This window comes from Brevibacterium sp. (assembly GCF_031179145.1).
Classification (GTDB): domain Bacteria; phylum Actinomycetota; class Actinomycetes; order Actinomycetales; family Brevibacteriaceae; genus Brevibacterium.
The window spans coordinates 19160-43045 of the sequence record NZ_JAPSIB010000009.1 but is presented as its reverse complement, the minus strand read 5'-3'; the positions used below and the strand labels follow the sequence as shown (position 1 = coordinate 43045).

25 protein-coding genes and 1 tRNA gene are annotated in these 23886 nt (G+C 65.9%); 24 read left to right on the top strand and 2 right to left on the bottom strand.

The window, feature by feature from the left end:
* From thrC to murA, 18 genes are all read left to right on the top strand, one after another.
* Positions 1-1086, top strand: a complete 1086-nt coding sequence (thrC, locus tag RIT73_RS08430) for a threonine synthase (RefSeq protein ID WP_309131627.1) — start codon at positions 1-3, stop codon at positions 1084-1086.
* A gap of 2 nt (positions 1087-1088) precedes the next feature.
* Positions 1089-1991 (top strand): homoserine kinase, encoded by a 903-nt coding sequence (gene thrB / locus RIT73_RS08425; protein ID WP_309131705.1) that lies wholly within the window; start codon positions 1089-1091, stop codon positions 1989-1991.
* Between the two features lie 221 nt (positions 1992-2212).
* Positions 2213-4414 carry a transcription termination factor Rho gene (gene rho / locus RIT73_RS08420; RefSeq protein ID WP_309131626.1) on the top strand — a complete coding sequence of 734 codons (2202 nt, stop codon included), beginning with the start codon at positions 2213-2215 and terminating at the stop codon, positions 4412-4414.
* A gap of 1 nt (position 4415) precedes the next feature.
* A complete protein-coding gene (gene prfA, locus RIT73_RS08415) occupies positions 4416-5495 on the top strand; it encodes a peptide chain release factor 1 (RefSeq protein ID WP_309131625.1) in 1080 nt (359 codons plus the stop codon).
* Between the two features lie 17 nt (positions 5496-5512).
* Positions 5513-6439, top strand: a complete 927-nt coding sequence (prmC, locus tag RIT73_RS08410) for a peptide chain release factor N(5)-glutamine methyltransferase (RefSeq protein WP_309131624.1) — start codon at positions 5513-5515, stop codon at positions 6437-6439.
* Between the two features lie 61 nt (positions 6440-6500).
* A complete protein-coding gene (locus RIT73_RS08405) occupies positions 6501-7151 on the top strand; it encodes an L-threonylcarbamoyladenylate synthase (protein ID WP_309131623.1) in 651 nt (216 codons plus the stop codon).
* Positions 7152-8261: an MraY family glycosyltransferase gene (locus tag RIT73_RS08400; RefSeq protein ID WP_309131622.1), complete on the top strand. Its 1110-nt coding sequence runs from the start codon at positions 7152-7154 to the stop codon at positions 8259-8261.
* Positions 8258-8719: a hypothetical protein gene (locus tag RIT73_RS08395; protein ID WP_309131621.1), complete on the top strand. Its 462-nt coding sequence runs from the start codon at positions 8258-8260 to the stop codon at positions 8717-8719. The genes RIT73_RS08400 and RIT73_RS08395 overlap by 4 nt, the downstream gene beginning before the upstream one ends.
* A gap of 283 nt (positions 8720-9002) precedes the next feature.
* Positions 9003-9749, top strand: a complete 747-nt coding sequence (gene atpB / locus RIT73_RS08390; RefSeq protein WP_309131620.1) for a F0F1 ATP synthase subunit A — start codon at positions 9003-9005, stop codon at positions 9747-9749.
* Positions 9750-9840: 91 nt separating this feature from the next.
* Positions 9841-10065 (top strand): F0F1 ATP synthase subunit C, encoded by a 225-nt coding sequence (gene atpE, locus RIT73_RS08385; protein ID WP_265420183.1) that lies wholly within the window; start codon positions 9841-9843, stop codon positions 10063-10065.
* Between the two features lie 18 nt (positions 10066-10083).
* The gene (locus RIT73_RS08380) at positions 10084-10644 is read left to right on the top strand and encodes a F0F1 ATP synthase subunit B (protein WP_309131619.1); all 561 of its coding nucleotides are present in this window, start codon (positions 10084-10086) and stop codon (positions 10642-10644) included.
* Positions 10644-11450: a F0F1 ATP synthase subunit delta gene (locus tag RIT73_RS08375; protein ID WP_309131618.1), complete on the top strand. Its 807-nt coding sequence runs from the start codon at positions 10644-10646 to the stop codon at positions 11448-11450. Before RIT73_RS08380 ends, RIT73_RS08375 begins: the two co-directional genes overlap by 1 nt.
* 75 nt (positions 11451-11525) lie before the next feature.
* The gene (gene atpA / locus RIT73_RS08370) at positions 11526-13160 is read left to right on the top strand and encodes a F0F1 ATP synthase subunit alpha (RefSeq protein WP_309131617.1); all 1635 of its coding nucleotides are present in this window, start codon (positions 11526-11528) and stop codon (positions 13158-13160) included.
* 31 nt (positions 13161-13191) lie between these two features.
* A complete protein-coding gene (locus tag RIT73_RS08365) occupies positions 13192-14130 on the top strand; it encodes a F0F1 ATP synthase subunit gamma (RefSeq protein WP_309131616.1) in 939 nt (312 codons plus the stop codon).
* A 27-nt stretch (positions 14131-14157) separates the two neighbouring features.
* Entirely contained in the window at positions 14158-15606 is a 1449-nt protein-coding gene (gene atpD, locus RIT73_RS08360; RefSeq protein ID WP_309131615.1) for a F0F1 ATP synthase subunit beta, read from the top strand.
* Positions 15607-15609: 3 nt separating this feature from the next.
* Positions 15610-15870, top strand: a complete 261-nt coding sequence (locus RIT73_RS08355) for a F0F1 ATP synthase subunit epsilon (RefSeq protein ID WP_309131614.1) — start codon at positions 15610-15612, stop codon at positions 15868-15870.
* A 22-nt stretch (positions 15871-15892) separates the two neighbouring features.
* A complete protein-coding gene (locus tag RIT73_RS08350) occupies positions 15893-16360 on the top strand; it encodes a DUF2550 domain-containing protein (RefSeq protein WP_309131613.1) in 468 nt (155 codons plus the stop codon).
* On the top strand, positions 16360-17673 hold the full coding sequence (gene murA, locus RIT73_RS08345; protein WP_309131612.1) for a UDP-N-acetylglucosamine 1-carboxyvinyltransferase: 1314 nt from the start codon (positions 16360-16362) through the stop codon (positions 17671-17673). The genes RIT73_RS08350 and murA overlap by 1 nt, the downstream gene beginning before the upstream one ends.
* Before the next feature lie 14 nt (positions 17674-17687).
* On the opposite strand, the gene nucS is transcribed toward murA, so the two are convergent.
* Positions 17688-18383, bottom strand: coding sequence for an endonuclease NucS (nucS, locus tag RIT73_RS08340; RefSeq protein WP_309131611.1), 696 nt, complete (start codon positions 18381-18383; stop codon positions 17688-17690).
* A gap of 30 nt (positions 18384-18413) precedes the next feature.
* Here nucS and RIT73_RS08335 point away from each other — a divergent pair, with 30 nt between their 5' ends.
* A complete protein-coding gene (locus RIT73_RS08335; RefSeq protein ID WP_309131610.1) occupies positions 18414-18710 on the top strand; it encodes a hypothetical protein in 297 nt (98 codons plus the stop codon).
* A gap of 114 nt (positions 18711-18824) precedes the next feature.
* On the opposite strand, the gene RIT73_RS08330 is transcribed toward RIT73_RS08335, so the two are convergent.
* Positions 18825-20471, bottom strand: a complete 1647-nt coding sequence (locus tag RIT73_RS08330; RefSeq protein ID WP_309131609.1) for a cell division protein — start codon at positions 20469-20471, stop codon at positions 18825-18827.
* A gap of 324 nt (positions 20472-20795) precedes the next feature.
* Here RIT73_RS08330 and RIT73_RS08325 point away from each other — a divergent pair, with 324 nt between their 5' ends.
* The 5 genes from RIT73_RS08325 to RIT73_RS08305 all read left to right on the top strand — a co-directional run bounded on the left by RIT73_RS08325 (position 20796) and on the right by RIT73_RS08305 (position 23661).
* A complete protein-coding gene (locus RIT73_RS08325; protein ID WP_309131608.1) occupies positions 20796-21986 on the top strand; it encodes an acetyl-CoA C-acetyltransferase in 1191 nt (396 codons plus the stop codon).
* Positions 21987-22115: 129 nt separating this feature from the next.
* The gene (locus tag RIT73_RS08320; RefSeq protein WP_309131704.1) at positions 22116-22667 is read left to right on the top strand and encodes an MOSC domain-containing protein; all 552 of its coding nucleotides are present in this window, start codon (positions 22116-22118) and stop codon (positions 22665-22667) included.
* Between the two features lie 148 nt (positions 22668-22815).
* On the top strand, positions 22816-23136 hold the full coding sequence (locus RIT73_RS08315) for a thiamine-binding protein (RefSeq protein WP_309131607.1): 321 nt from the start codon (positions 22816-22818) through the stop codon (positions 23134-23136).
* 83 nt (positions 23137-23219) lie between these two features.
* Complete coding sequence (locus RIT73_RS08310; RefSeq protein WP_309131606.1) at positions 23220-23426, top strand: hypothetical protein; 207 nt, start codon at positions 23220-23222, stop codon at positions 23424-23426.
* Positions 23427-23587: 161 nt separating this feature from the next.
* A tRNA-Arg gene (locus RIT73_RS08305) sits at positions 23588-23661 on the top strand.
* The last annotated feature ends 225 nt before the right edge of the window (positions 23662-23886 follow it).

Genomic DNA, 23886 nt, shown 5'->3' with positions numbered 1-23886 from the left:
ATGAGCAGTTTCCCCAGGCACCAGTGGCAGGGCGTCGTCGACGAGTACCGCAGCCTGCTCGACGTCTCAGAATCCACCCCCTCCGTGTCGCTCGGGGAGGGTGGCACTCCGCTCATCCGCGCCGAGAAGCTCAGCGAGCTCACGGGCGCGCAGGTGTGGGTGAAGTACGAGGGGCTCAACCCCACCGGGTCGTTCAAGGACCGCGGAATGACGATGGCCATCACCAAGGCCCTCGCCTCCGGAGCCAAGGCCGTCATCTGCGCCTCGACCGGCAACACCTCCGCGTCGGCTGCCGCCTACGCGACGAAGGCCGGGCTCACCTGCGCCGTCCTCGTGCCGACGGGCAAGATCGCCCCGGGGAAGATGAGCCAGGCGATCGCCCACGGCGCCACCCTGCTCGAGGTCGACGGCAACTTCGACGACTGCCTGACGCTGTGCCGCAAGCTCTCCGAGTCCTACCCCGTGCACCTCGTCAACTCCGTCAACCCGGACCGGATCGAGGGCCAGAAGACTGCCTCGTTCGAGGTCGTCGACGTCCTCGGCGACGCCCCCGACATCCACATCCTGCCCGTCGGCAATGCCGGGAACATCACCGCCTACTGGAAGGGCTACCGCCAGTACCACGAGATCGGCGTCTCGACCAGACTGCCGCGGATGTGGGGCTTCCAGGCCGCCGGCGCCGCGCCGCTGGTCCTCGGCCACCCCGTCGACGATCCCGACACGATCGCCACCGCGATCCGGATCGGCAAACCCGCCAGCTGGGATCAGGCCATCGAGGCCAGGGACTCCTCCGGCGGACTCATCGACTCGGTCACCGATGAGGAGATCCTCGCCGCCCACAAGATCCTCTCCCGCGACGAAGGGATCTTCGTCGAGCCCGGCTCCGCCGCCTCGGTGGCGGGACTGCTGAAGAAGGCGGAAGCCGGTGAGGTGCCGGCAGGGGCCACGATCGCCGTCACCGTCACGGGTCATGGACTCAAGGACCCGGCCTGGGCTCTGCACACCGAGGACGGTTCAGCCATCGAACCGACGCGCGTGCCGGTCGATGCCGTGAGCGCCGCCCGCGCCTTGGGGCTCGAAGCTTGAGTGTGCAGTTCCGGCTCGAGGTTCCGGCCACCTCGGCGAACCTGGGCCCCGGCTACGATTCGTTCGGACTCGCCCTCGATCTCTTCGACTCCCTGACGCTGACCATCCACGACGAACCGGTCGACCCGAGCCGGTGCGTGAACGTGACGGGGGAGGGCGCCCAGACGCTGCCCCGGGATCGGTCCCACCTCGTCATGCGGGTGCTCGCCGACGTGCTCGGCAGCGAATACGGCGCCGAGGCGGCGGCACTCGCCGATCGACTGACCCTGGAGTGCGTGAATCGGATCCCGCATTCGCGCGGGCTCGGGTCCTCGGCCGCCGCCGTCGTCGGCGCCATCGCCCTGGCCGGCCTCGTGGGCGCGCATTCCGGTGGGCCGGAACTGACCCGCGAACGTGTCCTGGAGCTCGCGACCGAGCTCGAGGGGCACCCGGACAATGCCGCGCCGGCGATCTTCGGCGGCCTGACGATCGCGCTGTCCCATCCCGCCCGGGCCTGGCAGATACCCGTCGCCACGATCGCCGACGTCACCGTCCTAGTTCCCGAGGCCCGCCTCGACACCGCGATCGCGCGATCGCTGATGCCGGCGTCGATCGAGCATGAGATCGCGGCGGAGAACTCCGCCCGGACGGGGCTGCTCGTGCACGGCTTCTCCTCCGACGCCTCCGTGCTGATGGAGGCCACTGCCGATTGCCTGCACCAGGAGTTCCGGCGCGAGGCCTACCCGGAGTCGATGGAACTCGTCGACGCTCTGCGCACGGCAGGCCTTCCGGCCGTGGTCTCGGGCGCGGGACCCACCGTCCTGATTCTCTCCGATGCCGACTGCCAGACGTTCGCCTCCGACTCGGTCCGCCTCATCCGCACCTCCATTGACCTCGGAGGATACCGGGCGCATCGGCTCGACTGACGGCGAATTCGCGCGATTGACGCCAAGAGAGTAAACTGGCGATGTTCCGACAGTGAACGGGTTGAGCGCCTTTTGTGCAAGCCCAATCGAGTTTCACCTTCTCTGGGACGTCTCCTGCTCACTCTTCAGCAGGTTATCTTTCACAATGCACCTCAAGGGTGTTTCCGTCGCCGTGACGATACGGCTCTCGCCGCACGGCCGAATGAGGGAGAAAGACCTTCGTGTCTGAAACCACTACTCAAGATTCCGCATCACGCACAGGCAGCCTGACCGCACTGCGTCTTCCCCAACTGCAGGAAATGGCAGCGGGTCTGGGAATCAAGGGGTACCGTCGGCTTCGCAAAAGCGAACTGATCGACGCCATCAAGAACTCCCAGGGCACCGGTGGCCAGACCGCCGCCCCGCAGTCAGCACCCGCCGCACCTGCCGCCGAGTCGGCCCCCGCCGCCGAATCCCGGACCGAATCCCGGACCGCCGAGTCGGTTCCCGCCGCCGCCGAGAAGCAGAGCGAGCCCAAGGGTCGCTCGCGTCGCAGCGCCGCTTCCGCCGAAGCCGCACCTGCCGCCGAAGCCGCACAGGCTCCGGCCTCTGCTGCTCCCGGACCCGATTTCTCCGCGACGACCGACGCTTCGGTGGCAGTCGCGGCCCCTGCCGCAGCTGCCGAGACCTCCGCCAAGTCCGCCGACGAGGGAGAAAGCCAGCAGGGAGAAACCCAGCAGGGAGAAACCCAGCAGGGTGAAACCCAGCAGGTTGAGGGACAGCGCTCACGCCGCAGTCGTTCGCGCCGCGGCGGAGACTCCCGCTCCGAATCCGCCGAGTCCGCTGACTCCACCGACTCGCAGGACTCCACCGACTCACAGGACCGCAGTGACCGCGAGGATCGCAACGATCGCGATGACCGTGGCAACTCTCGCCGCGGCCGGAGCGACGACAGCGATCGCGGCAACGATCGCCGCAACCGCCAGGGCGATGACAACGACCGCGGCAACGGCCGTCGCAACCGCCAGGGCGATGACAATGACCGTGGCAACGATCGCCGCAACCGTCAGGGCGATGACAACGACCGCGGCAACGACCGCCGCAACCGCCAGGGCGATGACAGTGACCGCGAGGATCGCGGCAACCGCCGCGGCCGCGGCAATGACGACAACGATCGCCGGGGCCGCAACTCCACCGACGACGACGACCGCGGCAACCGTCGCGGCCGGGGCCGGGACCGCAAGCGTCGCGGACGCGGAGGCGACGAGCCCGAGGCGATCCGCGGCGATGACGTGCTCATCCCCGTCGGCGGCATCCTCGACGTCCACGACAACTACGCCTTCCTGCGGACCTCGGGCTACCTGCCCGGTCCCAACGACGTCTACGTCTCGGCATCGATGGTGCGCAAGAACGGTCTGCGCAAGGGCGACGCGGTCGCCGGTGCGATCCGTCAGCAGCGTGAGAACGACCGCAGCGGCAAGCGCGAGAAGTTCGACGCCCTGGTCCGTCTTGACTCCGTCAACGGACTCTCCGTCGAGGACGCCCGTGAGCGGGTCGAATTCTCCAAGCTGACCCCGCTCTACCCGCAGGACCGCCTGCGCCTGGAGACGGACGCGAAGGTCACCTCGACCCGCCTCATCGATCTCGTCACGCCCATCGGCAAGGGCCAGCGCGGACTCATCGTCGCACCCCCGAAGGCGGGCAAGACCACGATCATGCAGCAGGTCGCCAATGCGATCACTGCGAACAACCCGGATGTGCACCTGATGGTGGTCCTCGTCGACGAGCGTCCCGAAGAGGTCACCGACATGCAGCGCGCGGTGCAGGGCGAGGTCATCGCCTCGACCTTCGACCGCCCCGCCGACGACCACACGACGATCGCCGAACTCGCGATCGAGCGGGCCAAGCGCCTCGTCGAGATGGGCTCGAACGTCGTCGTCCTCCTCGACAACATCACCCGCCTCGCCCGTGCCTACAACATCGCGCAGCCGGCCTCGGGTCGGATCCTCTCCGGCGGTGTCGACGCGAACGCGCTCTACCCGCCGAAGAAGTTCTTCGGCGCCGCGCGCAACATCGAAGGCGGCGGCTCGCTGACCATTCTTGCGACCGCTCTCGTCGAGACCGGCTCCAAGATGGACGAGGTCATCTTCGAGGAGTTCAAGGGCACCGGCAACATGGAGCTGCGTCTCTCGCGTCACCTGGCCGACAAGCGCATCTTCCCGGCCATCGACGTCAACTCCTCGAGCACGCGTCGCGAGGAGATGCTGATGACTCCGGAGGAGACCAAGGTGATGTGGAAGCTTCGCCGTCTCCTCTCGGGCCTCGAGCAGCAGCAGGCCGTCGAGCTGCTCATGTCCAAGCTCAAGGAGACCAGCTCGAACGCGGAGTTCCTCATGCAGGTGCAGAAGACGACGCCGCTGCCGAAGTCCTCCACCGACGACTGAGATGGCCGACGACGACACCCTCAGATCCAGCCTCGGCGTGCTGCTCGATGAGCATGCACGGCTGCAGGAAGAGCTCTCCGACCCGGCCGTCCACGCGGACGCCGGGCGGGCCAAGAAGCTGAGCCGGCGCTACTCCGAGCTGGAGAGGGTGGCCGTGGCCGCCCGCCGGTACCAGCAGATCGAAGAGGACCTGGCGGCGGCGGAGGAATTCGCCGCCGACGATCCCGACTTCGTCGCTGAGGTCACCCGGCTGCGTTCAGAGCACGCAGGTGTGGAGACCGAGCTGAAGGATCTGCTCGTGCCCAGCGATCCCGATGACGCCCGCGATGCGATCATCGAGATCAAGGCCGGAGAGGGTGGAGACGAGTCCGCGCTGTTCGCGGGCGACCTGCTGCGGATGTATCAGCGCTGGATCGACTCCCGCGGCTGGTCGGCTCAGGTCCTCGACGCCACGCACTCCGACCTCGGCGGATACAAGGACGTCACGGTGGCCGTCAAGGCCCGTGACGCGGGCGCGTACGGGTGGCTGAAGTTCGAAGGGGGAGTCCACCGGGTCCAGCGCGTTCCGGTGACCGAATCCCAGGGCCGCATCCACACCTCGGCAGCCGGAGTCCTCGTCTTCCCCGAGGTCGACGAGCCCGAGGAGATCCACCTCGACGACAACGATCTGCGCATCGACGTCTACCGTTCCTCGGGCCCCGGCGGTCAGTCCGTGAACACCACCGACTCGGCCGTGCGCATCACGCATCTGCCGACGGGAATCACCGCGAGCTGCCAGAACGAGAAGTCCCAGCTGCAGAACAAGGAAGCCGCGATGCGGATGCTGCGGGCCCGGATCCTGGCCAAACAGGCCGAGGAGGCCGCCGCCGAGGCCGCCGACATCCGCCGGTCCCAGGTGCGCACCGTGGACCGGTCCGAACGCATCCGCACCTACAACTATCCGGAGAACCGGATCACCGATCATCGCACCGGCTACAAGGCCTACAACCTCGACCAGGTGCTCGCCGGGGACCTCGACCCGGTCATCGACTCCTGCCGCGACGCGGACAAGGCGGCCCGGCTGGACGCCCTGGGCGACTGATGCGCTGGGAGACCGAAGTGTCCGCTGACGTCCCACAGGTTCTCCGAGCGGCCACCGGTCTGCTCGCCGAGGCGGGCGTGGCCAGCCCTGACACGGATGCCGCGGCGCTGCTCGCCCACGCCTGGGACATCGACTCCGGGGCACTGAACCGCAGGCGCCTGTTCGCCGACGCGGTGCCGGCCGCCGTGCTCACCGAGTTCGCCGACCTCATCGGCCGCCGGGCCTCCCGGGTCCCGCTGCAGCACCTGACCGGGCGGGCGGCCTTCCGTCATCTCGAACTCCTCATCGGTCCCGGTGTCTTCGTGCCCCGCCCGGAGACCGAGCTCCTCGTCACCGAGGTGCTCCAGGACTTGGCGCGGCACGCCGAGAAGCGTGGAGACGAGAACGAAGGCAGCGCCGACGTCCACGTTCCCTTCGTCGTCGACCTGTGCTCCGGCTCGGGCGCGATCACTCTGTCCCTGGCCTGCGAGCACCCGCGCCTGCGCGCGCTCGGCGTCGAACGTGAGCCCGCCGCCCTCGAGTGGTCGTTCACGAACTTGGAACTCGCCGAGGTGGGCGACTCGGTCGTCGACTTCGTCGCCGGGGATGCGACCACCTTCGCCGATGATCACCCCGAATTGTGCGGGAGCGCCGACGCGGTGGTGACCAATCCGCCCTATGTGCCCGATGACGCCCGCCCACGGGATCCCGAAGTCGCCGACCATGATCCGGCACCCGCCCTGTACGGGGGAGCGAGCGGGCTCGAGATCCCCGCGCTCATCATCGCCCAGGCCGAGAAGCTCCTGCATCCCGACGGCCTCTTCGTCATGGAGCACGGCGAGGATCAGGGTGCGGGTGTGCGCGACCTCATCGCCGCCACGGCCAGTCTGTCAGGCGCGCGGACGCTGCCGGACTACACTGGACGCGACCGCTTCACCGTCGCTCGCCGCGCAGTCATCGACTGAGAGCCCGTCTGCGAGAAGCAGCGTGCGACCACCGCCCACCACGATTCGAAACGGAGAGTTCGTGTCCAGACGATTCGACGTCACTCAAGCCGAGATCCGCGACCTGGTCCTGGACGAATGCGCCAGAGTCACCGAAGCCGGCAATCTGCTCGTCATCCCCACCGACACGGTCTACGGGATCGCCGCAGACGCGTTCAACGCTTCGGCGGTGGCGGCGCTGCTGGCGGCGAAGGGACGCGGTCGCGACATGCCCCCGCCGGTGCTCGTGCCGCGTGCCGACACGGTGTTCGGACTCGTCGACGGCGTCGACGAGCGGATGCTCGCCCTCACCGCCCGCTTCTGGCCCGGCCCCCTGACCATCATCGCGAACGCCCAGCCCTCGCTCGACTGGGACCTCGGCGAGACCCATGGCACCGTTGCCGTGCGCATGCCCGATGACGAATACGCGCTGGCGCTCCTGACCCGGACGGGACCGCTGGCCGTCTCCAGCGCAAACATCTCCGGTCAGCCCGCGGCCACCTCGGCGGATGAGGCGCAGGAGATGCTCGGGGACTCCGTCGACGTCTACCTCGACGGGGGATCCCGGACTCTGGGAGCATCCTCGACGATCGTCGACCTCAGCGGCGAGACACCCCGGATCGTGCGCAGCGGACCCATCGCCGCCGCGGACCTGGCCGAGATCCTTCCCGAACTCAGCGACCAGGGTGACTGAGTGCGCGCCTATCTCTTCATCCTCATCGTCTCCGCGCTCGTCGCCTACCTGCTCACCCCGATGGTGCGGCGGGTGGCCGAGCGCGGACACATCTTCTCGCCCCTGCGGGAGAGGGATGTGCATTCCATCCCCACGCCGAGGCTGGGGGGAGTGGCGATGTTCGGCGGGGTGGCGGTGGGCCTCGTGTTCGCCTCGCAGACCCCGTTCCTGCAGCGGATCTTCGTCGACATGGCCCCGGTCGTCGGAGTCGCCGGTGCAGCCCTGATCCTCTGCGTGCTCGGGATCATCGACGACATCTGGGACCTTCACTGGATCACCAAGCTCGCCGGCCAGGCATTGGCGGCGGGCTTCATGGCGATCAAAGGCGTCGCCCTGCTCTCGATCCCGTTCGGGGGAGTGATCATCGGCTCCCCGCGGATGTCGATCATCGTCACGATCCTCGTCGTCCTCGTCACGATCAACGCCGTGAACTTCGTCGACGGCCTCGACGGGCTCGCCGCCGGCGTCGTCGCCATCGGCGGCAGCGCGTTCTTCATCTATTCCTATTGGCTGGCCCGGGACGCTTCGCCCGACTCATACGCCAACCTCGCCTCGCTGATCATCGCAATCCTCGTCGGAGCCTGCGTCGGCTTCCTGCCGCACAACTTCAATCCCGCCCGGATCTTCATGGGCGACTCGGGCTCCATGCTCATCGGCCTGCTGCTGGCCGCCTCGACGATCAGGGTCACCGGTCAGGTCGATCCGGCTCTCATCGGCGAGGAGCGCGTGTTCGCGACCTATCTGCCGATCATCCTGCCGGTCGCGGTGATGTTCCTGCCGCTGCTTGACCTCGGACTGGCAGTGGTGCGCAGGCTGATGGCCGGACAGTCGCCGTTCTCCGCCGACGCCAAGCACCTCCACCACAGGATGCTGCGACTGGGGCACTCGCACGCCCGCGCCGTGCTCATCCTCTACGCCTGGACGGCGCTGATCGCCTTCGGCTCCGTGCTGCTTCTGTTCCGGAACTGGATCACCGTCCTCGTCATCATCGGGGGACTGTTCGCGATCACCCTCGTCTTCACCTTCTACCCGCTGAGAGCACGACAGAGAGCCAGAGAGGAGATCTCGTGACCGGAGAGCACGGCCAGGAGAAGTCACGTCACCAGGAGACCGCCGTGGAGGCGGCATGGACGCGAGTGTGGAAGGCCATGCTCATCCGCGGGACCCTCCTCGTGCTCGCCGTGGCGCTGCTCGGCATGGGCACAGGCCTCCTCGTCGCGGGCACGCCGGGACTCGTCGGAGGCGCAGTCGGCGGGGGACTGGCCGCGGTCTTCATCGTCATCACGCTGGTCATCATGTACTTCGGCCGGAACCTGGGCCTCACCGCCATCGCGGGGTTCCTGGGAGTCGGCTTCCTGTTCAAGGCCTTCATCTTCATGATCGTCATCTGGCGGCTGAAGGACGCGACCTGGCTCGACGGAACGGTCGCCTTCTTCACCATCGTCGTGGCCGTCATCGGAAGTTCGCTGGTGGAGGCGCTGACCGTCGTCAAGGGACGCGTCCCCTATGTCGACCCCGAGGCGAAATGACGCGGCATGTCGCGTTGCGAACCCGTCCGGTTCCGGCTTACAGGGTACTTGCAGTGAGAACTGATGGATTTGTTGGATTCTCTCTACGGTTGGTAGAGTAGTGGAGGTGCTGGAGCCGGTTGTCGCTCCATGTCGCTCCTGAACCACAAGCCACGCAATGACTGCCTGGCTACGGCCAGGCCATCAAGGCCCTTGACCATGGGAGAGAAATACAAACGTGGGTACACTCAACGCCGCGAACACTATGATCCAAGCTGCTGAAAGCGGCTTCCACGCCCCGTCGATGGCTGAATTCTTCCCTGCGGCGTTCCTCTTCGAAGGCACTCCTTTCGAGATGAACCGAGTGATGCTCATTCGCATCATCGCCACCGTCGCAGTCGTCGTTCTCCTCGCCGTGTGGGCGAGGCGGATGAAGCTCATTCCCTCCCGCTTCCAGTCGGCGATGGAACTCGCCATGGAATTCGTGACCATCGGCATCGCCGAGGACACGATGGGCAAGGAGAAGGCCAAGAAGTTCATGCCGCTCATCGTGGCGATCTTCTTCGGCATCCTGTTCTGGAACGTCACCAAGCTGATCCCGTTCCTCAACATGCCCGGCACCGGTGTCATCGGTCTGCCGATCGTCCTCACCCTGGTCGTCTACGTGACCTACCACTGGGCGGGCATCGCGGAGAAGGGCCTGGGCCGTTACCTCAAGGATTCGCTGATCCTGCCCGGTGTCCCGCCGCTCATGCACATCCTGCTGATCCCGATCGAATTCATCACGAAGTTCGTCACGCAGCCCTTCACCCTGGCCATCCGACTCTTCGCCAACATGATGGTCGGCCACCTCCTGCTGGTGCTGTGCTTCTCCGCCACGAGCTTCTTCCTCTTCGACGCGGCGAACGGCTTCCAGTTCTTCTCGATTCTCACCTTCGCCGGCGGATTCTTCGTCTTCCTGCTCGAGATGCTGGTCGTCGTCCTGCAGGCCTACATCTTCGCCCTTCTGTCCTGCGTGTACATCAACGCCGCCATCTCGGACGACCACTGAGATAGCACTCCACATCTGTACCCAGTTGTTCAAGCTGTGTCACACGAGCCGGGCCAACCACCCGGCTGCCATATGAAAGGAAAAGCATCCTATGGATATGCTCGCTGAAGTCACCGGTAGTATCAGCACCGTCGGGTACGGCCTCGCCGCCATCGGCCCCGGTATCGGTGTCGGTATCGTCATCGGCAAGACCATCGAGGGCACCGCTCGCCAGCCTGAGATGGCCGGCGCACTGCGCGGAAACATGTTCCTTGGTATCGCTCTGATCGAGGCCCTGGCCCTCATCGGTATCGCCACCCCATTCTTCCTGCCCTGATCCGAAGAGGACTAAACGATGACTCCGGTACAACTCCTTGCAGCCACCGAGGGCGCGGGCAACCCGCTGCTCCCGGCGCTGTATGACATCGTCTGGAGCGCCGTCTGTCTGCTGATCGTCTTCCTGGTTGTCTGGAAGTACGTCCTCCCGGCCTTCAACAAGACCCTCGACGAACGCGCCGAGCGCATTCAGGGTGGTATTGAGAAGGCCGAGAAGGTGCAGGCCGAAGCCGACGCGGCTCTGGCCGAGTATCAGAAGCAGCTCGCCGACGGTCGTGCGGAAGCCGCACGACTGCGCGCCGAGGCTCAGGAAGAAGGCGCTCAGATCATCGCCGACATGAAGGCTCAGGCTCACTCCGAGGCTGACCGCATCATCGTCTCGGCGCAGTCTCAGATCGAAGCCGAACGGCAGGCCGCCATGGTGCAGCTGCGGTCCGAGGTGGGAACTCTCGCCACGGATCTGGCATCGCGCATCGTGGGCGAATCGCTCTCCGACGACCGCCGCTCCGCCGATGTGGTCGATCGCTTCATCTCCGATCTCGAGTCCCAGTCCTCCGCCCAGCCGGTCAAGGGGGCGTGATGCTCCAGTCGAGCAGACTGTCCCTGCAGACCGTTCTTGAATCCGCCAACGCCGAGATCGCAGGCGGCGACGCCCGCGAGATCGGCGAGGGCGTGCTGGCCGTCGTTGCGGTCCTGGCCGAGAACGTGGCGCTGCGCAAGACCTTGGCGGACTCGTCCGAGTCAGCCGAGAAGAAGCAGCAACTGCTGCGGACTCTGTTCTCGACTCGGACCTCCGATGCGGTCCTGCGTCTGGCGGAGAAGGCCGTGGGCCTGCGCTGGGCCCGGACCCAGGACTTGGTGACAAGCCTCGAAGTCTCCGGTGTGACCGCCATTGCCGCGGGCGCCCAGGCCCAGGGGCAGCTCGGTCAGGTGGAAGAGGAGATCTTCCGCTTCGCCCGCCTCCTTGAGAGCAGCCACGAGCTGGCTCGTGCTCTCGACTCCAATGCAGACGCGGACGTCAAGCGTGCTCTCGTCTCCGATCTGCTGGCCGGCAAGGCTGAACCCGACACCATCACCCTGATCAATCAGGCTGTCGTGTACCCACGCGGCGTGCGCGTGGCGATCGCGCTCGATCAGTACAGCGACGTGCTCGCCGCACGTCAGCAGCGCTCGGTGGCAGAAGTCACCGTTGCCAAACCGCTGAGCGAAGACCAGACCGACAGGCTGGCGGCCGCACTGGCCCGCAGCTACGGTCGGGAACTCGTTCTCAACGTCCAGGTCGATCCCGAGCTTCTCGGGGGCGTCCGGGTTCAGGTCGGCGACGAACTGATGGACGGCTCCGTGGCCGATCGTCTGGCAGAGGTCAAACGCAGGCTCGCCGGCTGAAAGCCGATCCGCATTCATGCGGCGGCCCACCGGTCGCCGGACACAAGTTTTGAGTAAAGGAAGCAGGGAAACCAGATGGCGGAACTGACAATTCGCCCGGAGGAGATCCGGGACGCTCTGGGGAAGTTCGTCGATTCGTACAACCCCGAGAGCTCTGTAAAGACCGAGGTCGGCAAGGTCGTCACCGCAGGCGACGGCATTGCTCACGTATCGGGCCTCCCAGGAACCATGGCCAATGAGCTCCTCCGTTTCGAGGACGGCACCCTGGGTCTGGCACAGAACCTGGACGAACGCGAGATCGGCGTCGTCGTGCTGGGCGAATTCTCCGGCATCGCCGAAGAGCAGAACGTCTACCGCACCGGTGAGGTCCTCTCGATCCCCGTCGGCGACGGCTACCTGGGTCGCGTCGTCGACCCGCTCGGTCGTCCCGTCGACGGCCTCGGTGACATCGAGACCGTCGGACGCCGCGAGCTCGAGCTCCAGGCCGCCGGCGTGATGGATCGCCAGGAAGTGCGCGAGCCGATGCAGACCGGCTACAAGAGCATCGACGCCATGATCCCCGTGGGTCGTGGACAGCGCCAGCTGATCATCGGCGACCGCAAGACCGGTAAGACCGCTCTCGCGATCGACACGATCATCAACCAGAAGGACAACTGGGCGACCGGCGACCCGAAGAAGCAGGTTCGCTGCATCTACGTGGCCATCGGTCAGAAGGGCTCGACGATCGCCGGTGTGCGCCGGTCGCTCGAAGAGGCCGGAGCGCTCGAGTACACGACCATCGTGTCCTCGCCCGCCTCCGATCCCGCCGGTTACAAGTACCTGGCTCCCTACTCCGGTTCGGCGATCGGTCAGCACTGGATGTACGAGGGCAAGCACGTCCTCATCGTGTTCGACGATCTGTCGAAGCAGGCCGAGGCCTACCGTGCGGTGTCCCTGCTGCTGCGTCGTCCGCCGGGCCGTGAAGCCTACCCGGGTGACGTCTTCTACCTGCACTCGCGTCTCCTCGAGCGCTGTGCCAAGCTCTCGGACGAACTCGGCGGCGGTTCGATGACGGGCCTGCCCATCATCGAGACCAAGGCCAACGACGTCGGAGCCTTCATCCCGACCAACGTCATCTCGATCACCGACGGGCAGATCTTCCTGCAGTCGGACCTCTTCAACGCCGGCCAGCGTCCCGCTGTCGACGTGGGTGTGTCCGTCTCCCGTGTCGGTGGTGCCGCTCAGACGAAGGCGCTCAAGGGTGTCTCGGGAACTTTGAAGATCTCGCTGGCGCAGTATCGCTCCCTCGAAGCCTTCGCGATGTTCGCCTCCGACCTCGACGAGGCGACTCGTCGTGACCTGGCTCGTGGTGCCCGCCTGACTGAACTGCTCAAGCAGTCTCAGTTCTCGCCGATGCCGTTCGAGCGCCAGACCGTGTCGATCTTCGCCGGAACCAACGGCTACCTCGACGAGGTGCCTGTCTCCGACGTGCTCAAGTACGAGACCGAGCTGCACGATCACCTCGAGCGCAAGACCGGCATCCTGACCACGATTCGCGAGACTCAGAAGCTCGATGACGACACCGCTGAAGAGTTGAAGAAGGTGCTGAAGGATTTCAGCGCGAACTTCGTCAGCTCCGGTTCCGATGGAACCAAGCCCGGCAGCGAGGACACTGCTGCCGCGTCGTCGGATGAGGTCGAGCAGGAGCAGATCGTTCGGCAGAAGCGTTGACTCTGATCCGTAACAGCGAAAGGAAGAACTGATGGGAGCCCAGCAGAGGGTCTTCAAACAGAAGATCCGCTCAACTCAGTCCTTGAGGAAGATCTTCAAGGCGATGGAGCTCATCGCTGCTTCGCGGATCCAGAAAGCCGTCGCTCGGTCGAAGGCTGCCAGCCCGTACTCCACCGCCCTGACCCGCGCGGTCTCGGCAGTGGCGAGCGAATCCAACGTCGACCATGTGCTGACTTCGGAACCGGAGACGATCACCCGCGCCGCGGTGCTGGTGGTCGGTCCGGACCGGGGATTCGCCGGTGCCTACGCCGCCAACTTGCTGCGTGAGGCCGAAGAGCTCATTCGGCTGCTGCGCAGCGAGGGCAAGGACGTGGCTCTGTTCACCGTGGGTGGGAAGGCCGAGAACTACTACACCTTCCGTGGTCGTGCGATCGAGAAGTCCTGGACCGGATTCTCCGAGACCCCGACGGCCGAGAAGGCCCGGGAGATCGGCGAGGCGCTTCTGGAGAGCTTCACGACCGAGACCGCAGACGGGGGAGTGGATGAGATCTACATCGTCTTCACCAAGTTCGTCTCGAGTGTGAAGAAGGACCCGGAGTACCGTCGGCTGCTGCCTCTGGCAGTCGTCGACGCCGAGGCGGCCGGAGCAACCACCGGTCAGGCGGATGCTCTCAAGTCCGACGCTCCCGCGTTCCCTCTCTATGAGTTCGAGCCGAGCGCCGAGGCGGTTCTCGATGCGCTGCTGCCCCGTTACATCGACTCCCGGATCCTGTCGGCCCTGCTGAGTGCATCGGCATCCGAACAGGCTTCGCGTCAGGCAGCGATGAAGACCGCCACGGACAACGCGGACGATCTCATCAAGACCTACACCCGGTTGGCCAACACGGCCCGCCAGGCAGAAATCACCCAGGAACTCACCGAGATCGTCGGTGGGGCGGATGCCCTTGCGGCATCGTCAGCCGGCGACTGACCGGCGAGAGCAGAGAAGAAAGAGACCATGACTGCCACAGTTACGGAAAACTCCCCGACGCAGGCCGCAGGCCTCGGACGGATTTCGCGAGTCATCGGCCCGGTCGTCGACATCGAGTTCCCGCTCGACTCCGTGCCAGCCATCTACAACGCCCTGAAGACCGAGGTCGAACTCTCCGAAGGCGTGCGCAAGCTGACCTTCGAGGTCGGACTGCACCTGGGCAACGGCATCGTGCGTGCCGTGTCCCTGCAGCCCACCGACGGTCTGGTCCGCGGACAGGAAGTCGTCGACACCGGCCTTCCGATCTCGGTCCCCGTCGGCGACGTGACCAAGGGCCACGTCTGGAACACCATCGGTGACTGCCTCAACCTCGAAGAGGGCGAGCAGCTGGAGATCAGCGAACGCTGGCCCATCCACCGCGAGGCTCCCGCGTTCGACGAACTCGAGTCGAAGACGGAGATGCTCGAAACCGGAATCAAGAGCATCGACCTTCTCACCCCGTACGTCCAGGGTGGAAAGATCGGTCTGTTCGGCGGTGCCGGTGTGGGCAAGACAGTCCTCATCCAGGAAATGATCTACCGCATCGCGCACAACCACTCGGGAACCTCCGTGTTCGCCGGTGTGGGTGAGCGCACCCGTGAGGGCAACGACCTCATCATGGAGATGGACGAAGCGGGAGTGTTCAAGGACACCGCCCTGGTCTTCGGCCAGATGGACGAGCCGCCAGGCACCCGTCTGCGCGTGGCACTGTCGGCGCTGACCATGGCGGAGTACTTCCGCGATGTGCAGAACCAGGACGTGCTGCTGTTCATTGACAACATCTTCCGGTTCACCCAGGCCGGCTCCGAGGTCTCGACCCTGCTGGGTCGCATGCCCTCCGCCGTGGGTTACCAGCCGAACCTGGCTGACGAGATGGGTCTGCTCCAGGAGCGCATCACCTCGACGCGAGGCAACTCGATCACCTCGATGCAGGCGATCTACGTTCCGGCCGACGACTACACCGACCCGGCTCCGGCGACGACCTTCGCCCACCTCGATGCCACGACCGAGCTCAGCCGTGACATCGCTTCGCGTGGTCTCTACCCGGCCATCGATCCGCTGGCTTCGTCCTCGCGCATCCTCGACCCGCTGTTCGTGGGCGAGGAGCACTACCGCGTGGCCAACGAGGTCAAGGCGATCCTGCAGAAGAACAAAGAGCTGCAGGACATCATCGCCATCCTCGGTGTCGACGAGCTCGGCGAAGAGGACAAGCTGGTCGTCCACCGGGCGCGCCGCATCGAGCAGTTCCTCTCGCAGAACACCTACATGGCCGAGAAGTTCACGCAGGTGCCCGGATCGACCGTGCCGCTGGCCGACACGATCGAGGGCTTCGCGAAGATCGTCGCCGGCGATGTCGACCACATCCCGGAGCAGGCCTTCTTCAACGTCGGTGGCCTCGACGACGTGCTGCGCAACTACGAAGAGATGCAGAAGTAAGCCATGGCCGTTCTCGAAGTGAACGTCGTGGCTGCCGACCATGAGGTGTGGGTGGGCGAGGCCAAGCGCGTCATCGCCCGCACCCTGGACGGCGAGATCGGTATCCTGGCCGGGCACGAGCCCGTGCTGGGAGTGGTGGCGGAAGGTGAGACGCGCATCCTCACCACCGGTGACGAGACCATCCGGGTGAAGGCTGACGGTGGTTTCCTCTCGGTGGAGAACAACCGCGTCATCATCGCCGCTGATCAGGCCGAACTTCTCTGAGTCGTCTACTACACTGGCAACCGTGAACCCTTCTGTCCTGCTGATCATTCTGCTCTCGTTGGTGGGGCTGGCACTTGCGCTCATCGTCGTGGTGACGATCCGACGCAGGTCCATCTCGAAGTTGTCCGGTGCTTTTGACTGCTCGATCAACGTGGGCGAGGAATCCGCTTCCCGCCCACGTTGGCGTCTGGGCGTGGCGGTCTTCTCCGTCACCTCACTGGATTGGTATCCGGTGTTCGCCCTGACTCGGCGCGCGGCAGTTCGTCTGCCGCGCGCCGACCTCGACATCCTCGTCCGCCGCAAGCCGACGTCCGGTGAACAGTATTCTGTTCTCCCGGATGCGGTTGTGGTGGACTGTTCGTATGGGAAGGCCGATGGCCGTCCCCGTTCCGTGTCCCTGGCGATGGACACGGAATCCCTGTCGACCATGGCCTCCTGGCTGGAGTCGTCTCCGCCAGGCTACAACCCGACGATGGGGCGGTTCACCTGATGGAGGTCTTCCGTCTCACCGGTCCCGTGTCCCTGCGCGGCGAGGTCGATGTCCGGGGCGCGAAGAACAGCGTCCTCAAACTCATGGCCGCCAGTCTGCTCGCGGTTGGCCGCACGACGATCACCAACGTTCCCGCGATCCTCGACGTGCGGATCATGGTCGAACTCCTCGGCCGGCTCGGCTGCGTCGTCGACTACGACCCCGATGCCGGAATCGTCAGCATCGATGTTCCCGCCGAGGTGGGCATCCAGGCCGACTACGAACTCGTGCGTGCGATGCGCGCCTCCATCTCCGTCCTCGGTCCGCTGACCGCACGGATGAAGTCCGCCCATGTGGCGCTGCCCGGCGGTGACGCGATCGGCTCCCGCGGGCTCGACATGCACCAGGCGGGCCTGGAGGCCCTTGGCGCGACAGTGCATCTCGAGCACGGGTACTTCGTCGCCTCTGCTCCGGCAGGGCTGCGGGGCACCGAGATCGCCCTTGACTTCCCGTCCGTCGGGGCCACCGAGAACCTCGTCATGGCCGCCACCCTGGCCCATGGCAGGACGGTCATCTCCAACGCCGCGAAGGAACCCGAGATCGTCGACATCTGCACGATGCTCGTCGACATGGGGGCCGAGATCACCGGCATCGGCACCGGCCTCATCACCATCACCGGCGTCGATGAGCTCCACCCTGTCACCCACCGGACCGTGGGTGACAGGATTGTCGCCGGCACGTACGCCTTCGGGGCAGCGCTGAGCGCCGGCGACGTCACCGTTCGCGGAGTCGACCTCGAGCTGCTCCCCAATGTCGCCATCAAGCTGCGCGACTCCGGGGCAGTCGTCGACGACCTCGGTGACGTTCCCCTGACCGACGGGACGAAGGGCAGTGCCTTCCGGGTCATCGGGCCCAGGCGTCCCCGGTCGATCCGGGTGGCCACGATGCCGTTCCCCGGCTTCCCCACGGACCTGCAGCCCTTCGTGATCGGGCTCAACTCAGTCGCCGACGGCGTCGGCCTGCTCTCGGAGAACCTGTTCGAGGCCCGGTGGCGCTTCGTCCAGGAGCTCGCGCGCCTCGGCGCGAAGGTCCGCATCGACGGCAATCATGCGCTGGTCACCGGGGTGCCGGAGCTCTCAGGCGCCGAGGTGGAGGCCTCCGACATTCGTGCCGGCGCCGGTCTCGTCCTCGCGGGCCTGCGCGCGACCGGCGTCACCGAGGTGTCCGGAATCGACCACATCGAACGCGGCTATGAGAACTTCGTCGCGAACCTGCGCAGGCTGGGCGCCCCCATCGAACGGGTCGAGAGGGCCGAGGCTCTCAGCTTCGGCTGAGGAGCCGCCGCGGATCAGAACAGGCGTGAGTCCGGATCGTCCATGCCGCGCAGGGCATCGTAGTCGAGGACGACGCAGCGGATGCCGCGATCCTCAGCCAGGGTGCGTGCCTGTGGTTTGATCTCCTGGGCTGCGAAGACGCCCTGCACCGGAGTCAGCAGCGGATCGCGGTTCATCAGCTCGAGATACCGGGTCAGCTGCTCGACGCCGTCGATGTCGCCGCGGCGCTTGATCTCCACGGCCACTGACTGACTCGCGGGATCCTTGGCGAGGATGTCCACGGGTCCGATCGCCGTCATGTACTCCCGCCGGACCAGGCTGTATCCGGTGCCCAAGGTCTCGATGTGTTCGGCCAGGAGCTCCTGGAGATGGGCTTCGACCCCGTCCTTGACCAAGCCGGGATCGATGCCGAGCTCATGCTGGGTGTCGGAGTGCACCTCGGCGACGGAGATGACGAGACGATCGCCGGTCTTCACCTGGGTCACGGTCCAGATCTCGGTCAGTCCCGCTTCGCGCTGCTCAGCGCTGGCCTCGTCGATGCGGATCGAGCACGGGGGAGTCATCCAGTTGAGCGGCTTGTACGATCCGCCGTCGGAGTGGATGAGGATGGAGCCATCGGCCTTGAGCATGATCAGGCGGTCGGCGAGGGGCAGGTGAGCGGTCAGTCGACCGGCATAGTCCACGGAGCACTTGGCAATTACGAGACGCACGCAGAACACCTTACGTGAGAGAATCGGCTCATGCCACGATCAACCTCCTCGCGTCGCAGAAACAAATGGCACCAGGAGCCCAGGGATATCTCGGACTCCCTCGGCGGCCTGCGCACGAACCGCGACCTGCCCGACGGGCAATGGTCGGTGCAGAACGTGGCGGGGAACTCGAGCGGCAAGATCTATGTCTGTCCCGGTTGCGGTCAGGACGTCCCGGCGGCCACGCCACATGTCGTTGCCTGGCGGGAGACCGCGGCCTTCGGTATCGAGGTGGGCGTCGGTTCCCGCCGTCACTGGCACTCGAGGTGCTTCCAGAAGTTCCGCTGAGCCTTCCAGGGGTTCCGCCGGGCACAGGCCGGTGAATGGCAGTGGGCACTCTGCGCGGACGGATCCGCTCAGAGTGCCCATTGCTCGGCGCACGTCAGCGCAGCGAGTGTAGCGTCAGCGCAGCGAGTTCTTCGACGGCGAGGCCTTCGGCACGGACTTCTTCGAGCCGGAGACCTGTGCGTCGATCGCAATCGTATCTGCGTCGGTGGCTCCGTTCGGAAGCTCTCCGGAGGCCTCCTCCTCGTTCGCAGCAGCAGAGTTCGCGGCTGCGGAGTTGGTGGCAGAGTTCGTGGGGCCTGAACTGTTCGGGGCGCTCTCCTGAGCCCCGGCACCCTGGGCACCCGGCTTCTGGGTGCTTGAATTCTGTGCTCCCAGATTCTGGGAGCCCTGCTTGCCGGAGCTCTGCTGCGTGTCAGCTGCGGAGTCCTTGCCCGCAGAACCTGACCTCGCAGAACCGGACCCTCCAGAGCTCTTGCCGTTCGAGCTCTTGCCGGTCGAGTCCTTGCCGTTCGAGTCCTCGGAATCTTCGGCCAGGAGGTCCTCGAGCTCCTGCCCGTCGGCAATCTGCTCAGTGTTGTGGGACGCCGCTTCGGCCTTGGCCGGGTCGACAGGGTCCGCCCCCATGACTCCGGGCATGGCGAACAGCGAGCGCAGCTGATCGAGCTGAGCAGTGATCGTCTTCCGCTGCTTCGTCAGCAGATCGACCTGGGACTGCGCCGACTGGATGTTGCGCTTGGCCTCTGCGGCGGATTCCTCGATAGTCGCCTCGGCGGTGGCCCGGGCCTCACTGATGAGGGTCTGGGCACGGGACTTGCCGTCGGCGATGATCGAGTCGGCCTTCTTCACCGCTTCGTCGCGCGTCTTCTCGGCCCGTTCCGCGGCCTCCTTGGCCTCTGCGTCGGCCTTCGCCGCGCGGGCCTGGGCCTCTTCGATGAGCTTCTTGTTCTCCGCCAGGGCCTCCTCGTAGCGCTTCTTGCGCTCCGCCTCGGCCTGCTGGCGCTTGTTGGCGAGCTCGACCTCGAGCTCGTTGGCAGCCTTGCGGGAGGCCTCATCCCGAGCCTTGGCCGATGCCAGGAGGTCATCGGCCTGGGCCTGAGCTGCGGCGATCGTCTCCTCGGCCTCGGCCTTCGCCTCGGCGCGAAGATCGGCGATCTCCTTCTCAGCGGTGGCACGCATCTCGGCGAGTTCGTGCTCGAGGCTCTCACGCGCCTCCTGGGTCGCCGCTTCGCTGGCTTCCCTGGCCTGATTCGCTTCGCGTTCGGCCGTCGCCTTCAGTTCGGCGGCACGATTCTCCGCGGCCTTGATCGCCTCTTCGGCGCGCAGCTCGGCCGAGCTGATGATGGCGTCGGCTTCCGAGCGGGCGCTGTTGAGGGTGTCATTGCTCTCGGTGTGCATGCGGGCTCGGGCGGAGGCCGCCTCGGCGCGGGCCTTGTTGCGGATCGTCTCCGCATCCGAGTTCGCCTGGGCCAGGGTCTCGCGCGCCTGCGATTCGGCGATCTTGAGCAGGTGGTCGATGCGGCTGCCGGGAGGACCTGACGCCTCGGCGTTGTCGTTGGCGAGCTTCTTCAGCTGAGCCTTGGCCTCCGAGAGCTCGCCGGCGATCTGGAGCTTCGCTCGGTCGGCGTTGATGACCTGGCTGCGCGCATCCGACAGTGCCTTACGAACGGACTCGACCTCGGTCCGCAGCTGCTGGAGCCGAGCATCGACTTCACTTTTCTCGTAGCCGCGCATCGCTGTGCGGAATTCTTCGGTGGGCGTCACTGAAGGGGACTCCTGTCGTGTCATGGGGGAATTTCGGTCATGCCTGTCCGCCCCCTACTTTAGCGGACGCACTTTGAGTGTTCCGTGGCAATGCCAGGGCTCGAGACTCACCTGGTTCCGGCTCCCGCCGACCTACACCGATACCCGCTTGCCGGACCACTCGCCGTGTCCTCGGCTGCCGGTCCAGGGCCTCCCAGTGACCGGGGCCACAGGGGACTGGACTACGCTTGGACACATTGATATTCGGTCAGGACCATGCCGCCCATGGCAGACTCATCGGTTTGTTCTCGGCAGCCTGCGGACCTGGAGTTCTGAGGAGGAAGAATGACTGAGGCAGTGATTGTCGCCGGTGCTCGCACACCGTTCGGACGGCTGCAGGGCTCGTTGTCATCGCTGAGTGCGGTGGAGTTGGGGGCGAAGGCGATCTCCGGTGCCCTCGAACGGGCGGGGATCAGCGGTGAGGACGTCGACTACGTCATCATGGGGCAGGTGCTGCAGGCCGGGCTGGGCCAGGGGCCGGCACGGCAGGCTGCCGTGGAAGCAGGGATTCCGATGAGCGTGCCGGCGATCACCATCAACAAACTGTGCCTGTCGGGGATCAATGCGATCACTCAGGCCGCGCAGCTGGTGCGCGCGGGGGAGTACGACATCGTGGTCGCGGGCGGCCAGGAGTCGATGAGCCAGGCGCCTCACCTGCTGGCGAAGTCGCGCTCCGGCTACAAGTACGGAGACGTCGTGGTCAAGGACCACATGGACTACGACGGACTGTGGGACGCCTTCACGGATCAGGCGATGGGCGGCCTGACGGAGTCGGCCAACGAGGGCGACGTCGAGTTCCCCCGCGAAGAGCAGGACGCATTCGCCGCCCGCTCGCACCAATTGGCGGCTCAGGCCCGCGATGGGGGTGCTTTCGAGGACGAAGTCGTTCCTGTCACCATCAGCGGTCGTAAGGGAGACGTCACGGTCTCCACCGATGAGGGGGTGCGCGCGGAGACGACTCCGGAGTCCATGGCGAAGCTGCGCCCAGCGTTCCGCAAGGACGGGACGATCACCGCGGGCAACGCCTCGCAGATCTCCGATGGCGCCTGTGCCGTGGTCGTGATGTCGCGGGAGAAGGCGGAGGAGCTCGGGGCCCCGATCCTCGCCGAGATCCGCTCCCATGCCTGGACCGCCGGTCCCGATTCGAGTCTGCAGCATCAGCCGTCGCAGGCGATCAGGGCTGCGGCAGAGCGTGAGGGCGTGCCCGTCGACTCGTTCGACCTCTACGAGATCAACGAGGCGTTCGCGGCCGTGGGTCTGGCCAGCGCCAAGGATCTCGGCATCGACATCGACAAGGTCAACGTCAACGGCGGAGCCGTGGCCCTGGGACATCCGATCGGTGCTTCCGGAGCCCGGATCGTGCTCACCCTCGCCCTGGAGCTGCAGCGCCGAGGCGGCGGCACCGGAGTCGCCGCACTGTGCGGCGGCGGTGGTCAGGGGGATTCGCTGATCCTGACCGTTCCGAACCGGGGCTGAGCCGGCGGGCAGGAGTCGCGATGAGTCGTGACGAGCCGCGTGCGAATCCACTTCGTGTGGAGTTCGGCGCGGCTCGTCTGCTCTCCCTCTCATCTCCTCCCTCTCCGGGAGCCGAGCTGTCCTAGCATGATGGTCGTGGGAGAGAATGCAGAGGTCATCAGCGTCAGTCTCAGTCGAGACCATTCGTTCGGCAAGCGGCCGACCGACTCAATCGATCTGATCGAAGGCATCGGGGTTGCCGGTGATGCCCATTCCGGCGTCACCGTTCAGCATCTTTCGCGCATTCGACGCAATCCCTCGACGCCGAACCTGCGGCAGGTTCATCTCCTGCATGCGGAGCTCTTCGATGATCTTCGCGCCCACGGTCATGTGGTTCGTCCCGGCGAGCTGGGGGAGAACATCACGACGCGCGGCATCGACCTGCTGGGGCTGCCGGTCGGTGCCCGCCTCGTCATCGCAGACGCTGTCATCGCAGTGACGGGGCTGCGCAACCCATGCCGGCAGATCGACAGCTTTCAGGCCGGACTGCTGGGCCAGGTGCTGCGAAAGGGGCCCGATGGGGAGGTCGAACGCCTGGCCGGAGTGATGGGCACCGTGGCTCGCGGCGGCCGAATCAGAACCGGTGACTCCATCATCGTCGAACTTCCGCCGGAACCCCGGCGCCCTCTGACGCCGGTCTGATCCCAGCCCGGGGCGCTGCTTGCCCCGGGCCTGCCCTTCGGCGCGGGGCCTGCCCCTTGGTGCGCTTCTGCGCCGACCGGTGACTCATTACACTTGATTGGGCGTGCATCTGAAGTACCGGCGAGGCGCGCAGAATGGAGACACTCTCATGCTTGCAGCTTTCTCAGTCGCCCCCAGCGGCGGCGACAACCCCGATGGTTCCGTGCACGAAGCGGTGGCCGCCGCCGTCAAGGTGGTCCGCGATTCAGGTCTGCCGAACCGGACCACCAGCATGTTCACGGAGCTCGAGGGCTCGTGGGACGAGGTGTTCGGTGTGATCAAAGCCGCCACCGAGGCCGTGGCGCCGTTCGGGTCCCGCATCTCCCTGGTCATCAAGGCCGACATCCGGCCCGGTTACGAAGGGGAGCTCGACGCGAAGATCGACCGGCTGGAGTCCGCTCTCGACGGTCAGGACGCCGACCAGCCCTGATCGGCTGGAAATTCTCAGCGGCGATATGGTGACGCACGTCTCATTGAGGTCTATTCTCTATTTAAGGGAGAAGGAGACGCACAATGAACAGTTCCACGTTTTTCACCACAGCAACAGCACTGACGATGGTCGCTCTGCTCGGATTCATCATCTCGGGATTCTTCCCGTTCCTGGTCGACTTCGCGTTCGCCGTCGAAGGTGCGGCGGTCATCATCGCACTGTCAGGTCTGGTGGCGCTGGCGTTCGTGACTGTGCGCTCGTCCTTGGAGCGTGTGGCGAGGCTCTACTGACGCCCATGACGTGAATTGACGCGTCTGCCCTGACCTGCCAGCCGCGGTCTCGACCGGAGACCCGCAATCGAAACGGCCCACACCAGCTCCGCCGGGATCAGCCGGCGGAGTTGATGTGGGCCGCTTTCTGTTCTGCGCGGACCATCGGTTACGATGTTTGAGCCTCCGTAGCTCAGTTGGATAGAGCAACCGCCTTCTAAGCGGTAGGTCGCGGGTTCGAGCCCCGCCGGGGGTGCTCGCATGTCCGCTTGGATCCCACTCGTGTTCGAGGCGTTCTCGCTGCCCGACCAGCGGGGACCGGCGTCCGACCTGTGTCCGAGCACAGTCACCTGCCGCAGCTTTTGAACGCGCCACGGCGTGGCAATTGGTGTGAAGCTGTGAAAACGTACAGAGTGGATGCGTGATGACAGACAGGAAGAGTGCGGTGACGCCACCAGTGGGTCAAGCCCTGAGTGATATA